The organism is Pseudomonas sp. Pseusp88 (genome assembly GCF_047303955.1).
GTDB lineage: Bacteria > Pseudomonadota > Gammaproteobacteria > Pseudomonadales > Pseudomonadaceae > Aquipseudomonas.
In genome coordinates, this window is sequence record NZ_JBGLYM010000020.1 from 75573 (window position 1) to 92287 (window position 16715).

The window sequence follows — 16715 nt, forward strand, 5'->3', positions numbered from 1 at the left end:
AGCGCGCCAATGTCAATTTTGCTGATAAAGATCAGCGCTGGAGGTGAGTTCCTGGATCTGTTTGCGCTGGGCGACCCAGTATTCGATCAGTTCACGCAGTTGTGACAGCTCCACCGGCTTGGCCATATGGCCGTCCATGCCAGCCTGCCGGGCGCGTTCCTTGTGTTCGGTGAGAATATGCGCCGTCAGGGCGACCACCGGGGTGCGAACCCGCTGGTTGCCCACCTCCCAGGCGCGCAGTTGTTCAGTGGCGGAGAAACCGTCGAGGATCGGCATCTCGCAGTCCATCAAGACCAGATCGTAACGTTGGGCCTTCATGGCGCGCAGGGCTTCTTCGCCATTGCTGGCCGTATCCGGGTTGAGGTTGAGCTTGCCCAGCATGCCGCGAATCACCTTGGTCGAAATGCTGTTGTCCTCGGCGACCAGAATGCGGAAATCACTGGGCACCACCACCGGCGTGGTGGGAGGCAGGCTGGCGGTGAAGGGCAGCACGCCGCCACCCTTGTTCAGTTGCGTCAGCTCATCGGCCAAGGTGGTTTTGAGGGTGTAACCGGCCACGGGCTTGGCAAGAATGCGTTTGATCCCGGCATTGCGGGCAATGATTTTGCTCGGTGCGTTGCTGATGCCTGTGAGCATGATCAGCAGGATGTCGTGGTTCAGGCTCGGGTCTTCCTTGATCTTGGCCGCCAGTTGCATGCCGGTCATGCCGGGCATGTTCTGGTCGAGCAGGACCACATCGAAATAATCGCGCAGGTGTGCCTTGGTCCGCAGCAGGGCCAACGCCTCTTTGCCCGAAGGCACGGCGCTGACGTTCAGGCCCCAGGCTGTGCATTGTTGCACCAGCACCTTGCGACAGGTGTCGTTGTCGTCAACCACCAGGGCCCTGGCGCCCTTGAGCGGGCCGTCGAGGTCGATGGTCGGCTGTTCCAGGCGCGAAGGATCCAGAGGCAGGCTCAGCCAAAGGGTGCTACCCAGGGTGCTGGTCTGGATGCCGAATTCGCCATCCATCAGACGGATTAGCTGACGGGCGATGACCAGCCCCAGATGACCGCCCAGCTTGCTTGCGGCCAGGAAGTTCTTGCTGTGCAACTCGGCGCTGAGCAGGGCTTCGCGTTCCTTTGGCTCCATGGGCTCGCCGCTGTCCTGCACCGAGATGCGCAGGCGCGGTTGTCCGGCGCGGGAGTCGAGAGCGACCACTACCAGGATCTCGCCTTCGTCGGTCTTCTTCAGGGAGTTTTCCAGCAGGCTCAGCAGGGTCTGGCGCAGGCGCGTCGGGTCGCCGCTGATGACCTGAGGCACCTGGGGCTGGATCAGGCTGATCAGTTCAACGTTCTGCTGTTCGGCCCGGGCCCGGAAGATATTCAGGCAATCCTCGATCAGTGCGCTGATATCGAACTGCACATCGTCCAGTTCGATCTGTCCGGATTCGAGCTTGGTGATGTCGAGAATCTCGTTGATCAGAGTCAGCAGTTCATTGCCTGCGCTGTGAATGGTCTGAACGTAGTCGCGTTGCTTGACCGACAGCGGCGTGCCCAGCAGCAGCTCGGTCATGCCCAGCACGCCATTCATGGGCGTACGGATTTCGTGGCTGATCTTGGCCAGGAACTCGGCCTTTGCATTGATTTCGGCAGTGCTGGCCGCCAGATCGCGGCTGATGCTGAAGTTGTCTTCGGTGATGCTGCGATGACGCTCACTGAGGGCGACACTCATCAGCAGCCCGGTGATACAAGCGAACACCAGCATGCTCATGACCATCCACTGCGGTGGTACCAGGGTCAGCCAGAGCATGGCGGGCAGGATGACCAGGCAACCGACATTCAGCACCAGCATGCCCGCGATAAAGAGGCGCGCAGGCCAGAAGTTGCGCTGCCAGTGGCTGACCGCAATCATCAGCATGGTCAGGGTAGCCGGGGCGATCAGGACGTAAGTCATGACGTTGAGCGGCAAGGTATCGACAAACAGCATCAGCAGGCCGCCAAGGGCGATCAGGATGATATTGGCCAGCAGCAGGCGGTTATGGAAAGGGATGCTGCGGTGGGAGAAAAAACAGCCCGTATAGATCAGTGCGCAGAGCATCGCCAGCAGCAGGGTGAGATGGGCGCCAGGCGTCTGGCTGATATGCCAGCTGACCATCCAGGGCGCTGGCAGGTTGAGCAGCAGCGCGGCGCTCATGACCAGCAAGGCTTCGCTGCCGGCCAGCCACAGGTTGCTGCGTGCGCGGGTGTGGGCGTAGCGGGTCAGGTTCTGCAGGATCAGCATCACCAGCGCGCCGAAGATCATGCCGAACAGCAGCGGCTGACGTTCGTCGGCGGCGCTTTGTATCGCTGCTTGCAGGGTGATATTGGGCCGTAGCTGTTGGGTCGAGACCAGGCGCAGGTAAATATCCTGGGGGGCATCACTGGCCGGGATCGGTAACAGGAAATCGCTGCCGGACAGCAGCTGGTTATGGCGGGGGACGCTGTTGCCGCTGCGTGAATGATTGACCAGGCTGTCGCCGCTCAGGACGTACAGATCGAGATTGGCCAGGTCAGGCGCGAAGACCCGCAGCAATTGCTCGTGGTCATCGGGAGGTAGGCGGTAGTGCAGCCATAACGCGCTGTTGCGGCCGGCGGCGGTGACTTTGGCCAGCTCGATGGGACTGAATTGATTCTGGTAGCGCGCTGAACGGATATCGCTCAGTTGCAGGTCGGCCTGATCATCAAATAAAGCGGACCAACCCGCACCTTGCTCGGCCTGGGCCGAAAGCATGAAGAGCAGGGTCAGCAGACCCACTGTGGAACCTATGGCAATCCTGAGCCAGCGCACGGCGAAATCCCTTCGTAGATAAATGCCTTTGCCTCTGTGCGGTGCTGGAATGGCCAGACCTGACCCGACCTTATGAGAGGTGCAGGTACAGGTCTGATCGCCAGACTATTCCAGGCTTTCACCACGTTCGCGGGCAATGGCGCGATAGCCGATGTCCTTGCGATAGAAGCAGCCTTCCCAATCGATCTTTGCTGCCAGCTCGTAGGCACTTTGTTGCGCTGCGCCGACGCTTTCACCCAGTGCTGTAGCACAGAGTACACGACCGCCGCTGGTCACGACCTGACCATTTTGCAGCGCGGTACCGGCATGGAACACTTTGCCCGGCAGCTGTGCGGCTGCGTCGAGCCCGTTAATGGCAGCGCCCTTGGCGTAGTCACCTGGATAACCGCCGGCTGCCAGGACGATGCCCAGGCTTGGACGTGGGTCCCACTGTGCTTCGACCTTGTCCAGGGCCTGGGCCAGCGCGGCCTCGACCAGCAGGACCAGGCTCGATTGCAGGCGCAGCATTACCGGCTGGGTTTCCGGGTCGCCGAAGCGGCAGTTGAATTCGATGACTTTCGGGTTCCCGGCCTTGTCGATCATCAAACCAGCATAGAGGAAGCCGGTGTAAACGTTACCTTCATCGGCCATGCCTCGGACGGTCGGCCAGATCACCAGATCCATGACGCGCTGGTGGACTTCGGCGGTGACCACCGGGGCCGGGGAGTAGGCACCCATACCGCCGGTGTTCGGGCCGCTGTCGCCGTCGCCGACGCGCTTGTGGTCCTGACTGGTAGCCATTGGCAATACATTCTTGCCGTCGACCATGACAATAAAACTGGCCTCTTCGCCATCGAGGAATTCTTCGATGACGACGCGGGAGCCGGCTTCACCAAAAGCGTTGCCAGCCAGCATGTCGCGCACTGCGTCTTCGGCTTCGGCCAGGGTCATGGCGACGATCACGCCCTTACCGGCGGCAAGACCATCGGCCTTGATCACGATAGGAGCGCCTTTTTCGCGCAGGTAAGCCAGGGCCGGCTCGATTTCGGTGAAGTTCTGGTAGTCGGCAGTCGGGATCTTGTGCCGGGCCAGGAAATCCTTGGTGAAGGCCTTGGAGCCTTCAAGCTGGGCAGCCCCGGCGGTCGGACCAAAGCAGTCCAGGCCACGGGAACGGAACAGATCGACGACACCGGCAACCAGTGGTACTTCCGGGCCAACGATGGTCAGCGAGACGTTCTTCTCGGCGAAGTCGGCCAGTTGCTCAAGGGCCAGTACGTCAATGGCGACGTTTTCGCACTTGGCTTCGATGGCTGTACCGGCATTGCCCGGCGCGACGAAAACCTTCTCGACACGCGGGTCCTGTGCGACTTTCCAGGCTAGCGCGTGTTCACGACCGCCACTGCCGATGATCAATACGTTCAAAGGGAGACTCCTTCGGAGAAGCTGCAAGCTACGAGCTGCAAGCTAAAAGCACAATAACGGAGTGCTTGCCTGCAGCATGTTGCTCTGAATTATTTGGACTGCAATGGCAAGCAAGATCGATATAGAACTGCTCTTGCTTGCCGCTCGCAGCTTGAAGCTCGTAGCTGCACTCAGTGCCTGAAATGACGCATGCCAGTAAACACCATGGCAATGCCCGCTTCATCAGCGGCGGCGATCACTTCTGCGTCGCGCATCGAGCCGCCTGGCTGGATCACCGCAGTGATACCGACCTTGGCCGCGTTGTCGATGCCGTCGCGGAACGGGAAGAAGGCGTCCGAAGCCATGACCGCACCCGCTACCGCAAGGCCAGCATGCTCGGCCTTGATGGCGGCGATGCGCGCCGAGTTCACACGGCTCATCTGGCCTGCGCCGACACCGATGGTCTGGCGGTTCTTGGCGTAGACGATGGCGTTGGACTTGACGTACTTGGCAACTTTCCAGGCGAAGATCAGGTCATGGATTTCCTGTTCGGTCGGTGCGCGTTTGGTCACGACTTTCAGGTCATCGGCGCTGATCATGCCGATATCGCGGCTCTGTACCAGCAGGCCGCCATTGACACGCTTGTAGTCCCACGCAGCGCCACGCTCGGCTGCCCACTGGCCGGTGCTGAGCAGACGCACGTTGGCTTTGCTGGCAACAATGGCCTGGGCTTCGGCGCTGACGCTCGGAGCAATGATCACTTCGACGAACTGACGCTCGACGATGGCTTTGGCCGTCTCAGCGTCCAGCTCGCGGTTGAAGGCGATGATGCCGCCGAAAGCCGATTCGGTGTCGGTGGCGTAGGCCAGCTCGTAGGCCTGACGGATGCCGCCTTCGCTGTCCGGGCTGACCGCCACGCCGCATGGGTTGGCGTGCTTGACGATCACGCAGGCCGGCTTGACGAAGCTCTTCACACATTCCAGCGCGGCGTCGGTGTCGGCCACGTTATTGAACGACAGTTCCTTGCCTTGTAGCTGGGTCGCGGTGGCTATGCCCACTTCGGCCGGCTTGGCTTCAACGTAGAACGCCGCGCTCTGGTGCGGGTTCTCGCCGTAGCGCATTTCCTGGGCCTTGACGAACTGGCTGTTGAATGTGCGCGGGAACTGGCTGCGACCTTCTGTAGTCAGGGTCTCGGCTGTCTGGTCGATGCTGCCCAGGTAGTTGGCGATCATGCCGTCGTAGGCGGCAGTGTGTTCGAATGCCTTGAGCATCAGGTCGAAACGCTGGGCGTAGGTCAGGCCACCAGCCTTGAGGTTTTCCAGCACCTGGCTGTAGTCGCTGGCGTTGACCACGATGGCCACGTCCTTATGGTTTTTTGCTGCCGAACGCACCATGGTCGGGCCGCCGATATCGATGTTCTCGATGGCAGTCGGCAGATCGCAACCTGGCTGGGCAACGGTGGCTTCGAACGGGTAGAGATTGACGGCAACCAGATCGATCGGCTTGATCCCGTGCTCGCTCATGATGGCGTCGTCGATGCCGCGACGGCCGAGGATGCCGCCGTGGATCTTCGGATGCAGGGTTTTTACCCGACCGTCCATCATTTCCGCGAAACCGGTGTAGTCGGCGACTTCGACTGCAGCGACACCGTTGTCCTTGAGCAGCTTGAAGGTGCCGCCGGTGGAGAGGATCTCGACGCCCAGGGCTTCGAGTTCACGGGCGAATTCAAGGATCCCGGTCTTGTCGGAAACGCTGATCAGGGCGCGGCGGATCGGCAGGCGGGTAGTCTGGTCGGTCATCTCAATTTCCATCAAAAGCAAAAGGAGTCAATCAGCAAAAAAGGCGACCGCGTTCGGCGCGTCGCCTTTTCTGTCATGGAATGCTTAAAGCAGATCGTACTGCTTGAGTTTCTTGCGCAAGGTACCGCGATTCAGGCCCAGCAGCTCGGAGGCCTTGGTCTGGTTGCCCTTGACGTAGCTCATCACGCTTTCGAGCAGCGGCGCCTCGACTTCCGACAACACCAGGTTGTAGACATCCGTGACGGCAGCGCCTTCGAGGTGGGCGAAATAATTGTGCAGCGCCTTCTCGACACTGCCGCGCAGGGTCTGACCCTCTTCGCTCGGCGTGTTGAGGTGCTGTTTCAAATTGACGTTGTCGCTCACGGGTGTTGTTCCACTCACTAAAGTCTCGGTCATCATCGTCATGCGGCCACCTCGTCTCCGTTCGTTACGCGCGGCGTTCTGTCGCCTTGGCTAAAGAACTCCCGAACGTGGGCGCACTGCGCTTGCGTATCCTGCAAAGCATTGAACAGGGCGCGAAACTCCCTGGCGCCCGGCAATGTTGCGAGATACCAGCCGACATGCTTGCGGGCAATACGTACGCCCAGCACGTCGCCGTAGAAAAGGTGGAGGCTTGCCAGATGCTCTAGCAGGATGCGTTCCACTTCACTGGACGGCAGTGCCGGCAATGTTTCCCCGGTCCGCAGGTAGTGCTCTATCTCACGAAAAATCCATGGACGCCCCTGGGCGGCCCGGCCAATCAACAAACCATCGGCACCGGTCGCGGCAAGGACGCGCCGGGCTTTCTCGGGTGAATCGATATCGCCATTGGCAAAGACCGGTATCGACACCGCCTGCTTGATGGCGGCGATGGTGTCGTATTCGGCTTCCCCGGTGTACAGATCGGCGCGGGTCCTGCCATGGACCGCCAACGCCTGTATGCCGGCCTGTTCGGCGATCTTCGCCACAGTCAGGCCGTTCTTGTTCTCCCGGTCCCAGCCGGTGCGGATCTTCAGGGTGACCGGCACATCGACCGCAGCCACTACGGCCTGCAGGATCTCGCTCACCAACTGTTCATCCTTGAGCAGCGCAGAACCCGCTGCCTTGTTGCACACCTTCTTGGCTGGACACCCCATGTTGATGTCGATGATCTGGGCACCCAGTTCGACGTTGGCACGGGCCGCGTCTGCCAGCATCTGCGGGTCCCCACCGGCGATCTGTACCGAACGGGGCTCGGGATCACCTTCGTGGATCATGCGCAGGCGCGATTTGCGACTGTTCCACAGGCTCATGTCACTGGTGACCATTTCCGAGACCACCAGGCCTGCGCCCATCTGGCGGCAGAGCTGACGGAAGGGCTGGTCGGTGACGCCCGCCATAGGGGCGAGGATCAAGCCGTTCTGCAATGTATATGGACCGATGCGTACCGCCGACATAGGTGTGCTCGTTTTGCAGCCCGTGTGTGGACGAATCATCCGCGGATCGGGCGCGACCGCTGCAATAGTCGCTTCAACCGATCCGCCCGGAACCGGCCCGAAAAGTGCTTTCGCGGCGTTTCAGACAGGACCCGGAGTATCAAAAAGGGTTGGCATGATACCCGCTCTCGATGACTGGATAAAGGCTGAATTGGATAAAATCTGAACAGCTGCATTCTTGTCACGAACGGTTCTGCCAGTGACGCGAAGTCATAAAAGTATCGGTGAAAGCCGCAGGCGTTTTTTGTCGTTGATCATGGAATGGTCAGATCATCTGGCTGCAACCCATGCCGGATCAGGGTTTCACTCCGGCGAGCGGAAACTCAGGCTGTAATTGACGGCCTTGGCGCCAGGGTCAAGGATGTCCAGAGCGATATGAATCGGCGTTTGCGGCGGCATCTCTTCCTTGCCCGCCATTTCGCCGCTCAGGTATTCGCCCGGCTTGAACCGACGACTGGCAATCAGTTGACCATTGGTATCGGCAAAACGCAGTTCCAATAGCGGGAACGGCTGGGAAAAGGGTGCACGGTTATAGATGATGGCATCCACTACCAGCGCGCCTTTGAATTCAGGATGGCTGCGCACCACCAGATTACTGCTCTTGAGCAGGGTGATATCGACTTTCGATGGCACCTTGCAATCAATCTGCGGGCAAATCTGCTGAAACCACGGGCGGTATTGATCCTGCCGTGCCAGTTCATCGAAGTGATACCAGACATACTGACCGAGCAAACCGGCCAAAGCCAGTAGACAAAGAAATGCCCAGGCCAGCCGGCGTCCCCAGCGTGGCTTGGGCCGCTGCCAGTCCAGTTGCAATGGGTCGTCGGTCAGGTCGAGCAGGGTCTGCTCGCGCACGTCCGGCTCATTGCGACCGCGCCGGGTGCGGCTGGTAGTGAGGACCGGTTCGTCGTCATGCTCGTCTTGGTCGTCATCCAAGGCCGACCAGCGGCTGGGCTTTTCCACGATCTTGCGCGGTGGCGGCAGCGGTGGCAGGGGCCTGCCATGTTCATCCAGCTCTTGCTCCGGCTCCTCTGCAATCAAAGAGAGCGATGGCTCGGTGCGACCGCCGGGCTCGGCTTCGGCTCTGGCAGGTGCGTCGAACTCATCGTCTTCTTCGGGCGACGGTTCCTGGGCATGCAGCTGCGGCAGGTCGGCGACATCATCGTTGCGCAAGCTGCCGACCCACTCATCCGGCTCGCTGCGTAGCTGGTCGCGACGGGCGGTCAGGGCTTCACCGTCAAACTTGTCGGCGTACGGTTCGGCCTGTTTGTTCTCGCGTTTTTCCAGGCGGGCCAGTTCCTCGTCGAGATCGAGGCTGTCCAGATCCATTTCAGTGATTTGCCAGGGATCCTGCTCGGCCTCAGGCTCTATCGGTGCTGGTGCTGGTGCTGGTGCTGGTGCTGGTGCTGGTGCAGGGGAATCGATCGGCGGCAGGACCGGCGGTGCGGTAACGGGTGGCGCGGGCTTCGGAGCCGGAGTCGGTGGTGGCGCCGGAACCGGAGTCGGCGCCGGGGCAACAGGGTTGCCTTCAGACGCAGTCTTGCCGGCACGTTGTTCCAACAGTTGTTTCGCTGCGTTGAAGACTTGCAGACAGGCCCCGCAACGTACCACGCCGCGGGCCACGCTCAATTGCGCGTGGCTGACTCGGAAACTGGTCTGGCAGTGGGGGCACTGGGTGACAAAACTGTCGGTCATGCGGGTATCCGGTTCAAGCGGCGGTTAGCGACGACGGCCCGTGATGCGTACCCAACCTTCACGGTTGGCGATCGGGTCCAGATCGAATGTTTCAGCATAGGCGGCGGCGACTTCTTCGCCTTGTTCGGCGAGGATGCCCGACAGCGCCAGGCGACCACCGGATTTGACCAGTGTTGCCAGCTGAGGTGCCAGTGAAACCAGCGGCCCGGCGAGAATATTTGCCACCAGCACGTCAGCTGGCTGTTGCGGCAGGTCTTCAGGCAGGTACAGCGGGAAGCTTTCGGCGGCAATATTGTTGCGTCCGGCGTTATCGCGGGAGGCCTCCAGGGCCTGCACGTCGATATCGGTGCCGACCGCAGTCTTGGCGCCGAGCAACAAGGCGGCAATGGCCAGGATCCCCGAACCGCAACCGAAGTCCAGGACTTCACAGCCTTTGAGGTCCTGGCCGTCCAGCCATTCCAGGCACAGGGCGGTAGTCGGGTGAGTGCCGGTGCCAAAAGCCAGGCCCGGGTCCAGCAGCAGATTGACCGCGTCCGGCTCCGGAGCGGCATGCCAGCTTGGCACGATCCACAGGCGCTGGCCGAAACGCATTGGCTGGAAGTTATCCATCCAGCTGCGCTCCCAGTCCTGATCGGCGATCACTTCGTGCATGTGCTCGGGCAGTTCTGCATCGGTCAGCAGACGCAGGTGGGCCAAGACCAGATCTGCATCGGTATCGGCCTCGAACAGCGCCAGCAGGTGGGTGTGCGACCACAACGGCGTGGTGTTGAGTTCCGGCTCGAAAATCGGCTGATCTTCCGCGTCCATGAATGTAACCGATACGGCGCCCACTTCAAGCAGGGCATCTTCGTAGGTTTCGGCTTGTTCAGGACTGATGGCGAGACGGACTTGCAGCCATGGCATGGCGTGTTACCTATGCAGAGAGCAGGAAAGCGGCGAAGTTTACTTCAGGTTCGCGGCAAATGCTCGCGGGCCGACGTCGCTCGCTGCCCGCCGGCGAAAAAGCAGAAGCCCCGACGGGTCGGGGCTTCTGGGTTGGAGCACGTGTCAGCGGAAATTACTTCTCTTCTGCCAGCTTGTGTTCCAGGTAGTGGATGTTGACCGCGCCAGCGCAGAAGCCTTCATCGCGGGTCAGGTCGCGGTGCAACGGGATATTGGTTTTGATCCCGTCAACCACGATTTCGTCCAGGGCATTTCGCATGCGTGCCATGGCTTCGTCGCGGGTTGCGCCCCAGGTGATCAGCTTGCCGATCAGCGAGTCGTAGTTCGAGGGAACCTTGTAGCCGCTGTACAGGTGCGAATCGACCCGCACGCCGTTGCCGCCTGGCGCATGGAAATGCTTGACCAGACCTGGGCTCGGAATGAAGGTTTTCGGGTCTTCGGCGTTGATCCGGCATTCCAGCGCATGCCCGTGAATGACCACGTCATCCTGGGTGTACGACAGTTTGTTGCCGGCGGCGATGCTGAGCATTTCCTTGACGATATCGATACCGGTGACCATTTCCGAAACCGGGTGCTCCACCTGAACACGGGTGTTCATTTCGATGAAGTAGAAACGACCGTTCTCATACAGGAACTCGAAGGTCCCGGCGCCACGGTAGCCGATGTCGATACAGGCCTTGACGCAGCTGGCCAGGACTTCCTTGCGTGCATCTTCGTCGATGTACGGTGCCGGAGCTTCTTCCAGGACCTTCTGGTGCCGACGCTGCAAGGAGCAGTCGCGGTCGCCCAGGTGGATCGCATGGCCCTGGCCGTCGGAAATGACCTGGACTTCCACGTGGCGCGGGTTGGTCAGGTATTTTTCCAGGTAGACCATCGGGTTGCTGAACCAGGCAGCCGCTTCGGAGCGGGTCTGCTTGGCGGCTTCGATCAGGTCTTCTTCCTTGTGCACGACGCGCATGCCACGACCACCACCGCCACCGGCGGCCTTGATGATCACCGGGTAGCCGACTTCACGGCCGATGCGCAGCGCGGTTTCTTCGTCTTCCGGCAGCGGGCCGTCGGAGCCAGGTACAGTCGGCACCTTGGCGCGTTTCATCGCGTCCTTGGCAGAAACCTTGTCACCCATCAGGCGAATGGTTTCGGCTTTCGGGCCGATGAAGGCGAAGCCGGATTTTTCCACCTGTTCGGCGAAATCGGCGTTTTCCGCGAGGAAACCGTAGCCAGGGTGAATGGCTGTGGCACCGGTCAGCTCGGCCGCCGAAATGATGGCCGGGATGTTCAGATACGACAGATTGGCGGGCGCCGGGCCGATGCAGACGGTTTCGTCAGCCAGACCCAGGTGCATCAACTCGCGGTCAGCCGTGGAATGCACGGCGACGGTCTTGATGCCCAGTTCTTTACAGGCACGCAGGATTCGCAAGGCGATTTCGCCGCGGTTGGCGATCAGGACTTTTTCCAGCATCGCAGGCTCTCCCCGGTTCAAACGATGGTGAACAGCGGCTGGTCATACTCAACCGGCTGACCGTTTTCTACCAGGATGGATTCGATCACGCCGCTGACTTCAGCTTCGATCTGGTTCATCATTTTCATTGCTTCAACGATGCAGATGATGTCGCCTTTCTTCACAGTCTTGCCAACTTCAACGAAGGCTGGCGAGGTGGGTGAAGGGGTGCGGTAGAAGGTACCGACCATCGGCGATTTGACCACGGAGCCATTGTGCTTCGGCGCGGCGGCCGGAGCTTCGGCGACGGGGGCGGCGGCGACTGGGGCGGCAACCGGTGCGGCGACTGGCGCCGGAGCATAGTACTGCTGTGCTGGAGTCTTGCTGTGACGGCTGATCCGTACGGATTCTTCACCTTCACGGATTTCCAATTCGTCGATGCCGGACTCTTCCAGCAGTTCGATCAGTTTCTTGACTTTACGGATATCCATTAATTCTCAACTCCCAAGGGTCGGTCAGGGGTATATCGACAGCCGGTCAGGGCCATGGGGCTCAGCTTCAGGCTGCGCCGGTCATGGTTGGGTACTGACGGCCAATTGTTCCAGGGCGGCCTCCAGGGCCAGTCGGTAACCGCTGGCGCCAAGGCCGCAGATCACTCCGACAGCAACATCGGAAAAGTAGGAGTGATGGCGGAAAGGTTCGCGTTTGTGCACGTTCGACAGGTGCACTTCGATGAATGGGATGCTCACTCCCAGCAGCGCGTCACGTATTGCAACGCTGGTGTGTGTAAAAGCGGCCGGATTGATGATGATGAAATCCACGCCTTCATCGCGTGCCGCGTGGATCCGCTCGATCAATTCGTATTCGGCGTTGCTTTGCAGGTACATCAGATGGTGACCGGCTTCACGGGCGCGGCGCTCCAGATCCAGATTGATCTGGGGCAGAGTGATCGCGCCGTAGATTCCAGGTTCGCGGGTGCCAAGCAGGTTCAGGTTGGGTCCGTGAAGAACCAGAAGAGTCGCCATCATGTATCCCTTGTTGTTCTGTGAGCCACAGTGCGGCGACTATGCCGTAAGGTCGACGGACTGTCCAGTTAACAACAGTAGCCAGCACGATGACCGATATTCACGCAAAATTTGTGACTCAGGCACTAAATTTGGTCATTTGCTCTAATCAGCCGCTCGGCAAGGCCCTGAACGTCGATTTCGCCGACGATGCGTATCGATGCCTGTTCGTTGCCGTTCTTACTGTAGAACACCAGCGCAGGAGGGCCGAACAATTGGTAGCGATCAAGCAGGGCACGCTGTTCGGCGTTGCTTTCGGTCATATCGAAGCGGATCAGCCGATAACCCTTGAGTAGGGCGACCACCTGCGGGTCAGGCAGTACATCGTGTTCGAGCACTTTGCAGCTGATGCACCAGTCGGCGTAGAAATCCAGCAGCAGCGGTTGACCGATGTTTTTGGCTTCGGTCAGGGCCTGATCCAGCGCGGCAGTGGTGGTCACGGTTTGCCAGGCGGACGCCGCAGGTTGGGTGCTGGTCGGGCTGTTGCTGGCCGAACCGAGCGGGCGAAAAGGATCGCTTTGCCCGCTCAGGGCGCCGACCCAGCAACAGATTGCGTAGACCAGTAGAAACACACCTGAAAGCTGGGCAAGGCGCTGGCCGGTGGTTTTCTCGGTCAATTGCAGCGTGCCCAAGAACAGCGCCACACCCGCCGCCAGCAAGCCGATCAACAGCAGCGTGACCGGCCCCGGCAGCACCCGACTGAGCAGGGCAATGGCCAGGCCCAGCAGCAGGACGCCAATGGCGTTTTTTACCGTGACCAGCCATGGCCCGCTTTTCGGCAGCCAGGCAGCGCCGCCGGTCGCGACCAATAGCAAGGGCGCGCCCATACCCAGGCCCAGGGCGAACAGTTTCAGAGCGCCGCCCAGGGCGTCACCGCTGGCACTTATATAAAGCAGTGCCCCGGCCAGTGGCGCTGACACGCAAGGCGAAACCAGCAGGCTCGACACTACGCCCAACACCGCCGCGCCCCATAGGGAGCCGCCTTCAGTCCGGCCAGCGATACGGTCGAGGCGATTGCTGATGGCTTGAGGCAGACGCAGTTCAAACGCGCCGAACATGGCCACGGCGAATACCGCAAAGAACAGCGCAAACGGCACCAGTACCCAGGCCGATTGCAACCGAGCCTGCAGATTCAGCCCGGCGCCGAATACCCCCATCAGTGCGCCGAGCAAGGCAAAGCAGGCGGCCATCGGTAGCACATAGGCCAGGGACAGGCTCAGGCCACGCAGGCCGCCGACCTTGCCGCGTAACACCACGCCGGAGAGGATCGGCAGCATGGGCAATACGCAGGGCGTAAAGGTCAGGCCGACGCCGGCGAGGAAGAACAGCGCCAGCTCCTTCCAGCTCCACGGGCTTTTTCCTGCCGAAGGCGCTTGCGCAGGTGGGCTGGCGGCCACGTCGCCGATGCTCAGGCGCTCGGTTTCCGGTGGGTAGCACAAGCCTTTATCGGCGCAGCCCTGATAAGTAACGGCGAGTGTGAACGGGCGGTTATCGCCGGGTTTGCGTGGCAGTTCGATATCGAGAATGCCGTGATACACCTCGACATCGCCGAAGTAGTCATCGTGCCTGGCTTCGCCCTTGGGCAGTTGTGCCGCACCCAGGTTGATATCCGCTGGCTCGGTGCGGAACTGGAAGCGGTGGCGGTACAAGTAATAGCCTTCGCTGGCGACAAATCGCAGCTTGATCGACTGCGGCGTCGTTTCCATCAGGTCCAGCTGAAACGCCTGATGGACCGGGAGGAAATCCTTGCTGTTATCGAACGAACTGCCGCCGAGAGTGGCACTGGGACGGCTGTCCAGCAGGCTCGCACTGTAGGCGGGCAGGGCAAGAAACAGCAGTAACAGGCAGAACAGGCGGCGCATGGTGGTCTCGCTTTTTCAGAGTCCGCGCATCATATCGGAGTCATTGCGGCTGTGCAGGTGTGGGACGATCTGCCGCAGTGCGAGTATTGATAATTAACATCGTCGTTGTGGGAACGGATTCATCCGCGAAAGGAAAGGCGCATTCGGTACATATGCGGCGCTTGAAATGCCGCTTTCGCGAATGAATTCGCTCCCACAGGGTTGTCTTTTCGCAGGGGGGCTAAACCGCCGTTTCCGGCAAGGCAATCATATAACTGGTCCCCGGCTTGCTATCTCGATTGGAATGTACCTGGTTACGCCCGGCATGCTTGGCCCGATATAGGGCGTTGTCGGCCATGGCGGCCAGGCTCAGGCTGTCGTCGGTGTCGCCCAGTTCGACCACCCCGGCACTGAAGGTGCAGAACAGGTCGGCCGGTTCTGCCGGGTAGTGGATTTCGGCGAAGCGGCGGCGGATTTCATCGAGCACGTGGTGGGCGTTGTGCAGATCGGTGTCGGGCATGACGATGGCGAACTCTTCGCCGCCGTAACGGCCAATGAAGTCGCTCTTGCGCAGGCGTTGCTTGAGAAACAGCGCCAGACTCTTGATCACCCGGTCGCCCATGGGGTGGCCGTGGCTGTCGTTGACCTTCTTGAAGTGGTCGATATCCAGCATCGCGAAGCACAGTTGCTTGTTCTCGCGGCGACTGCGCAGGCAGCAATCCTCCAACAATTGCAGGATATGGGTGTGGTTGTACAGCCCGGTCAGGCTGTCACGGATCATCCTGGCCTTGAGGTTGCGCGCACGGCCGGCGCGATTGCGCACGGTGGTGATCAGATGACGCGGCTGGATCGGCTTGGTGAGGAAGTCATCGCCGCCTTCGCTCATGGCGTCCAGTTGTTTGTCCAGATCGTCCTCGGCCGACAGATAAATGATAGGCACACTGACATAACGGTCGTTGTGGCGAATCACCTTCGCCAGCTCCGTGCCAGTACAGCCGGGCATGTACATGTCGAGGATGATCAGGTCCGGCTGGAAGTCGGCCAGCTCGGCCATGGCCTGGATCGGGTCCAGCAATACTCGGGTGACGATCCCGGCGCTGTTGAGCAGGCGCTCGGTGTGGGTGGCCTGGGCGCGGGAGTCGTCAATGACCAGCACTTTATAGGGCTCGTATTGCGCCACGCGAATCAGCACTTCAAGTTTTTCCAGCAGGCTTGATGCTTCCAGGGTACCGGTGAGGAATTCCTCGCCGCCCGCGCGCACGGCCGCCAGGCGGGTCGGCGTATCGGTTTCCTGTCGACTGAAGAACAGCAGGGGCAACTTCTGTTCCAGGCTGGCCTGAACCTGGGCGGCCAGTTTCAGACCCTCACCGGGCCCGGAAAAATCCACATCCATGACAATGGCAGCCGGATGGCGTTCGGTCATGGCGTCGTTAAACGCGTCAGTATCAGCCAGAGATCGCGCCAGCAGACCGAAGAACTCCAACTGCTTGGCCAGGCGCTCGGCGCGTTCGCTATCGTGCAGCACTATATAAATAGGTTTGCGCAGCGGTGGCAGAGCCATCTGATCGAGGCGGTCGCCTTGACGCAGGCCGGTACGGGACAGGCGCTGCATCAGGCGGTTGAGTTCGGTAATGGATGCACTGCTCAGGCGGCCGCGATTGGCTTCTACGGTTTCCAAAGCATCAGTCAGCTGGCGGGCCAGATCGGTATGTTCGACCTGCTCGAAACGCTCGGCAAAACGCAGCAGGCGCTGGGTCGACTCCTTCAACTCTGCCAACTCCGCGACTGACCATTCGTATTGCTGCAAGCGCTGCCACACCTCAAGAATCTGACGGGCTTGATGGATGACGCGCTGGGCAAAATGGTGCTTGAGACGATCGCGGCTGGGGTCTTCTGGTTCGGCCATTATCCTGACTACTGTTATTTTTCGCTGAGGATGAGTGCTGGCGCTATGCTAGCACCTCTTCTTTGCGCCGAGAGTGCCGTAAGTCAAATAATTGGCAACAAGTTCCCGTCTTTTGTTGCGTTTTAATGACCAGAAGGCGGATTTGCGGGGAGTAATGGCATCATCGGCGTATGCGGCCGATGAACGGCAAGCTGTGCCGCCCATTCAGCTCGCCGTCCTGCCAATGCGGGCGCGCTCATCCCAAGATTTGGACAGCGATCTTGTAGCTGGCTTGCGGGCGATGGTCTTGAGCCACTGCTGCTTGAGAGCGCTTCGCACTCGATCGCTACCTGGGCGGCTTCTGCGGGTTTTTGGTGGACGTACGACCCGGTGTTGTCAGGTAGGATGA

12 protein-coding genes are annotated in these 16715 nt (G+C 60.4%); all 12 read right to left on the reverse strand.

Annotation, left to right across the window (positions count from 1 at the left end; all coding sequences use genetic code 11):
• Positions 1–12: 12 nt before the first annotated feature.
• The 12 genes from ACCD02_RS22050 to ACCD02_RS22105 all read right to left on the reverse strand — a co-directional run bounded on the left by ACCD02_RS22050 (position 13) and on the right by ACCD02_RS22105 (position 16327).
• A complete protein-coding gene (locus ACCD02_RS22050; protein WP_413306515.1) occupies positions 13–2805 on the reverse strand; it encodes a response regulator in 2793 nt (930 codons plus the stop codon).
• Positions 2806–2910: 105 nt separating this feature from the next.
• Complete coding sequence (gene purD, locus ACCD02_RS22055) at positions 2911–4206, reverse strand: phosphoribosylamine--glycine ligase (RefSeq protein ID WP_413306518.1); 1296 nt, start codon at positions 4204–4206, stop codon at positions 2911–2913.
• 170 nt (positions 4207–4376) lie between these two features.
• A complete protein-coding gene (gene purH, locus ACCD02_RS22060) occupies positions 4377–5984 on the reverse strand; it encodes a bifunctional phosphoribosylaminoimidazolecarboxamide formyltransferase/IMP cyclohydrolase (protein WP_413306521.1) in 1608 nt (535 codons plus the stop codon).
• Between the two features lie 84 nt (positions 5985–6068).
• Positions 6069–6389 (reverse strand): DNA-binding transcriptional regulator Fis, encoded by a 321-nt coding sequence (gene fis / locus ACCD02_RS22065; RefSeq protein ID WP_259110901.1) that lies wholly within the window; start codon positions 6387–6389, stop codon positions 6069–6071.
• Positions 6386–7399, reverse strand: coding sequence for a tRNA dihydrouridine synthase DusB (dusB, locus tag ACCD02_RS22070; RefSeq protein ID WP_413306523.1), 1014 nt, complete (start codon positions 7397–7399; stop codon positions 6386–6388). Before dusB ends, fis begins: the two co-directional genes overlap by 4 nt.
• A 342-nt stretch (positions 7400–7741) precedes the next feature.
• Positions 7742–9133, reverse strand: a complete 1392-nt coding sequence (locus tag ACCD02_RS22075) for a DUF3426 domain-containing protein (protein WP_413306526.1) — start codon at positions 9131–9133, stop codon at positions 7742–7744.
• Positions 9134–9157: 24 nt separating this feature from the next.
• Positions 9158–10036 (reverse strand): 50S ribosomal protein L11 methyltransferase, encoded by an 879-nt coding sequence (gene prmA / locus ACCD02_RS22080; protein WP_413306529.1) that lies wholly within the window; start codon positions 10034–10036, stop codon positions 9158–9160.
• A 154-nt stretch (positions 10037–10190) separates the two neighbouring features.
• Complete coding sequence (gene accC, locus ACCD02_RS22085) at positions 10191–11537, reverse strand: acetyl-CoA carboxylase biotin carboxylase subunit (protein ID WP_413306531.1); 1347 nt, start codon at positions 11535–11537, stop codon at positions 10191–10193.
• A gap of 17 nt (positions 11538–11554) precedes the next feature.
• The gene (accB, locus tag ACCD02_RS22090; RefSeq protein ID WP_413306534.1) at positions 11555–12007 is read right to left on the reverse strand and encodes an acetyl-CoA carboxylase biotin carboxyl carrier protein; all 453 of its coding nucleotides are present in this window, start codon (positions 12005–12007) and stop codon (positions 11555–11557) included.
• Positions 12008–12088: 81 nt separating this feature from the next.
• Positions 12089–12541 (reverse strand): type II 3-dehydroquinate dehydratase, encoded by a 453-nt coding sequence (gene aroQ / locus ACCD02_RS22095; protein WP_413306625.1) that lies wholly within the window; start codon positions 12539–12541, stop codon positions 12089–12091.
• 125 nt (positions 12542–12666) lie between these two features.
• A complete protein-coding gene (locus ACCD02_RS22100) occupies positions 12667–14442 on the reverse strand; it encodes a protein-disulfide reductase DsbD (RefSeq protein ID WP_413306536.1) in 1776 nt (591 codons plus the stop codon).
• A 220-nt stretch (positions 14443–14662) separates the two neighbouring features.
• Positions 14663–16327 (reverse strand): diguanylate cyclase, encoded by a 1665-nt coding sequence (locus tag ACCD02_RS22105; protein ID WP_413306539.1) that lies wholly within the window; start codon positions 16325–16327, stop codon positions 14663–14665.
• Positions 16328–16715: the final 388 nt, after the last annotated feature.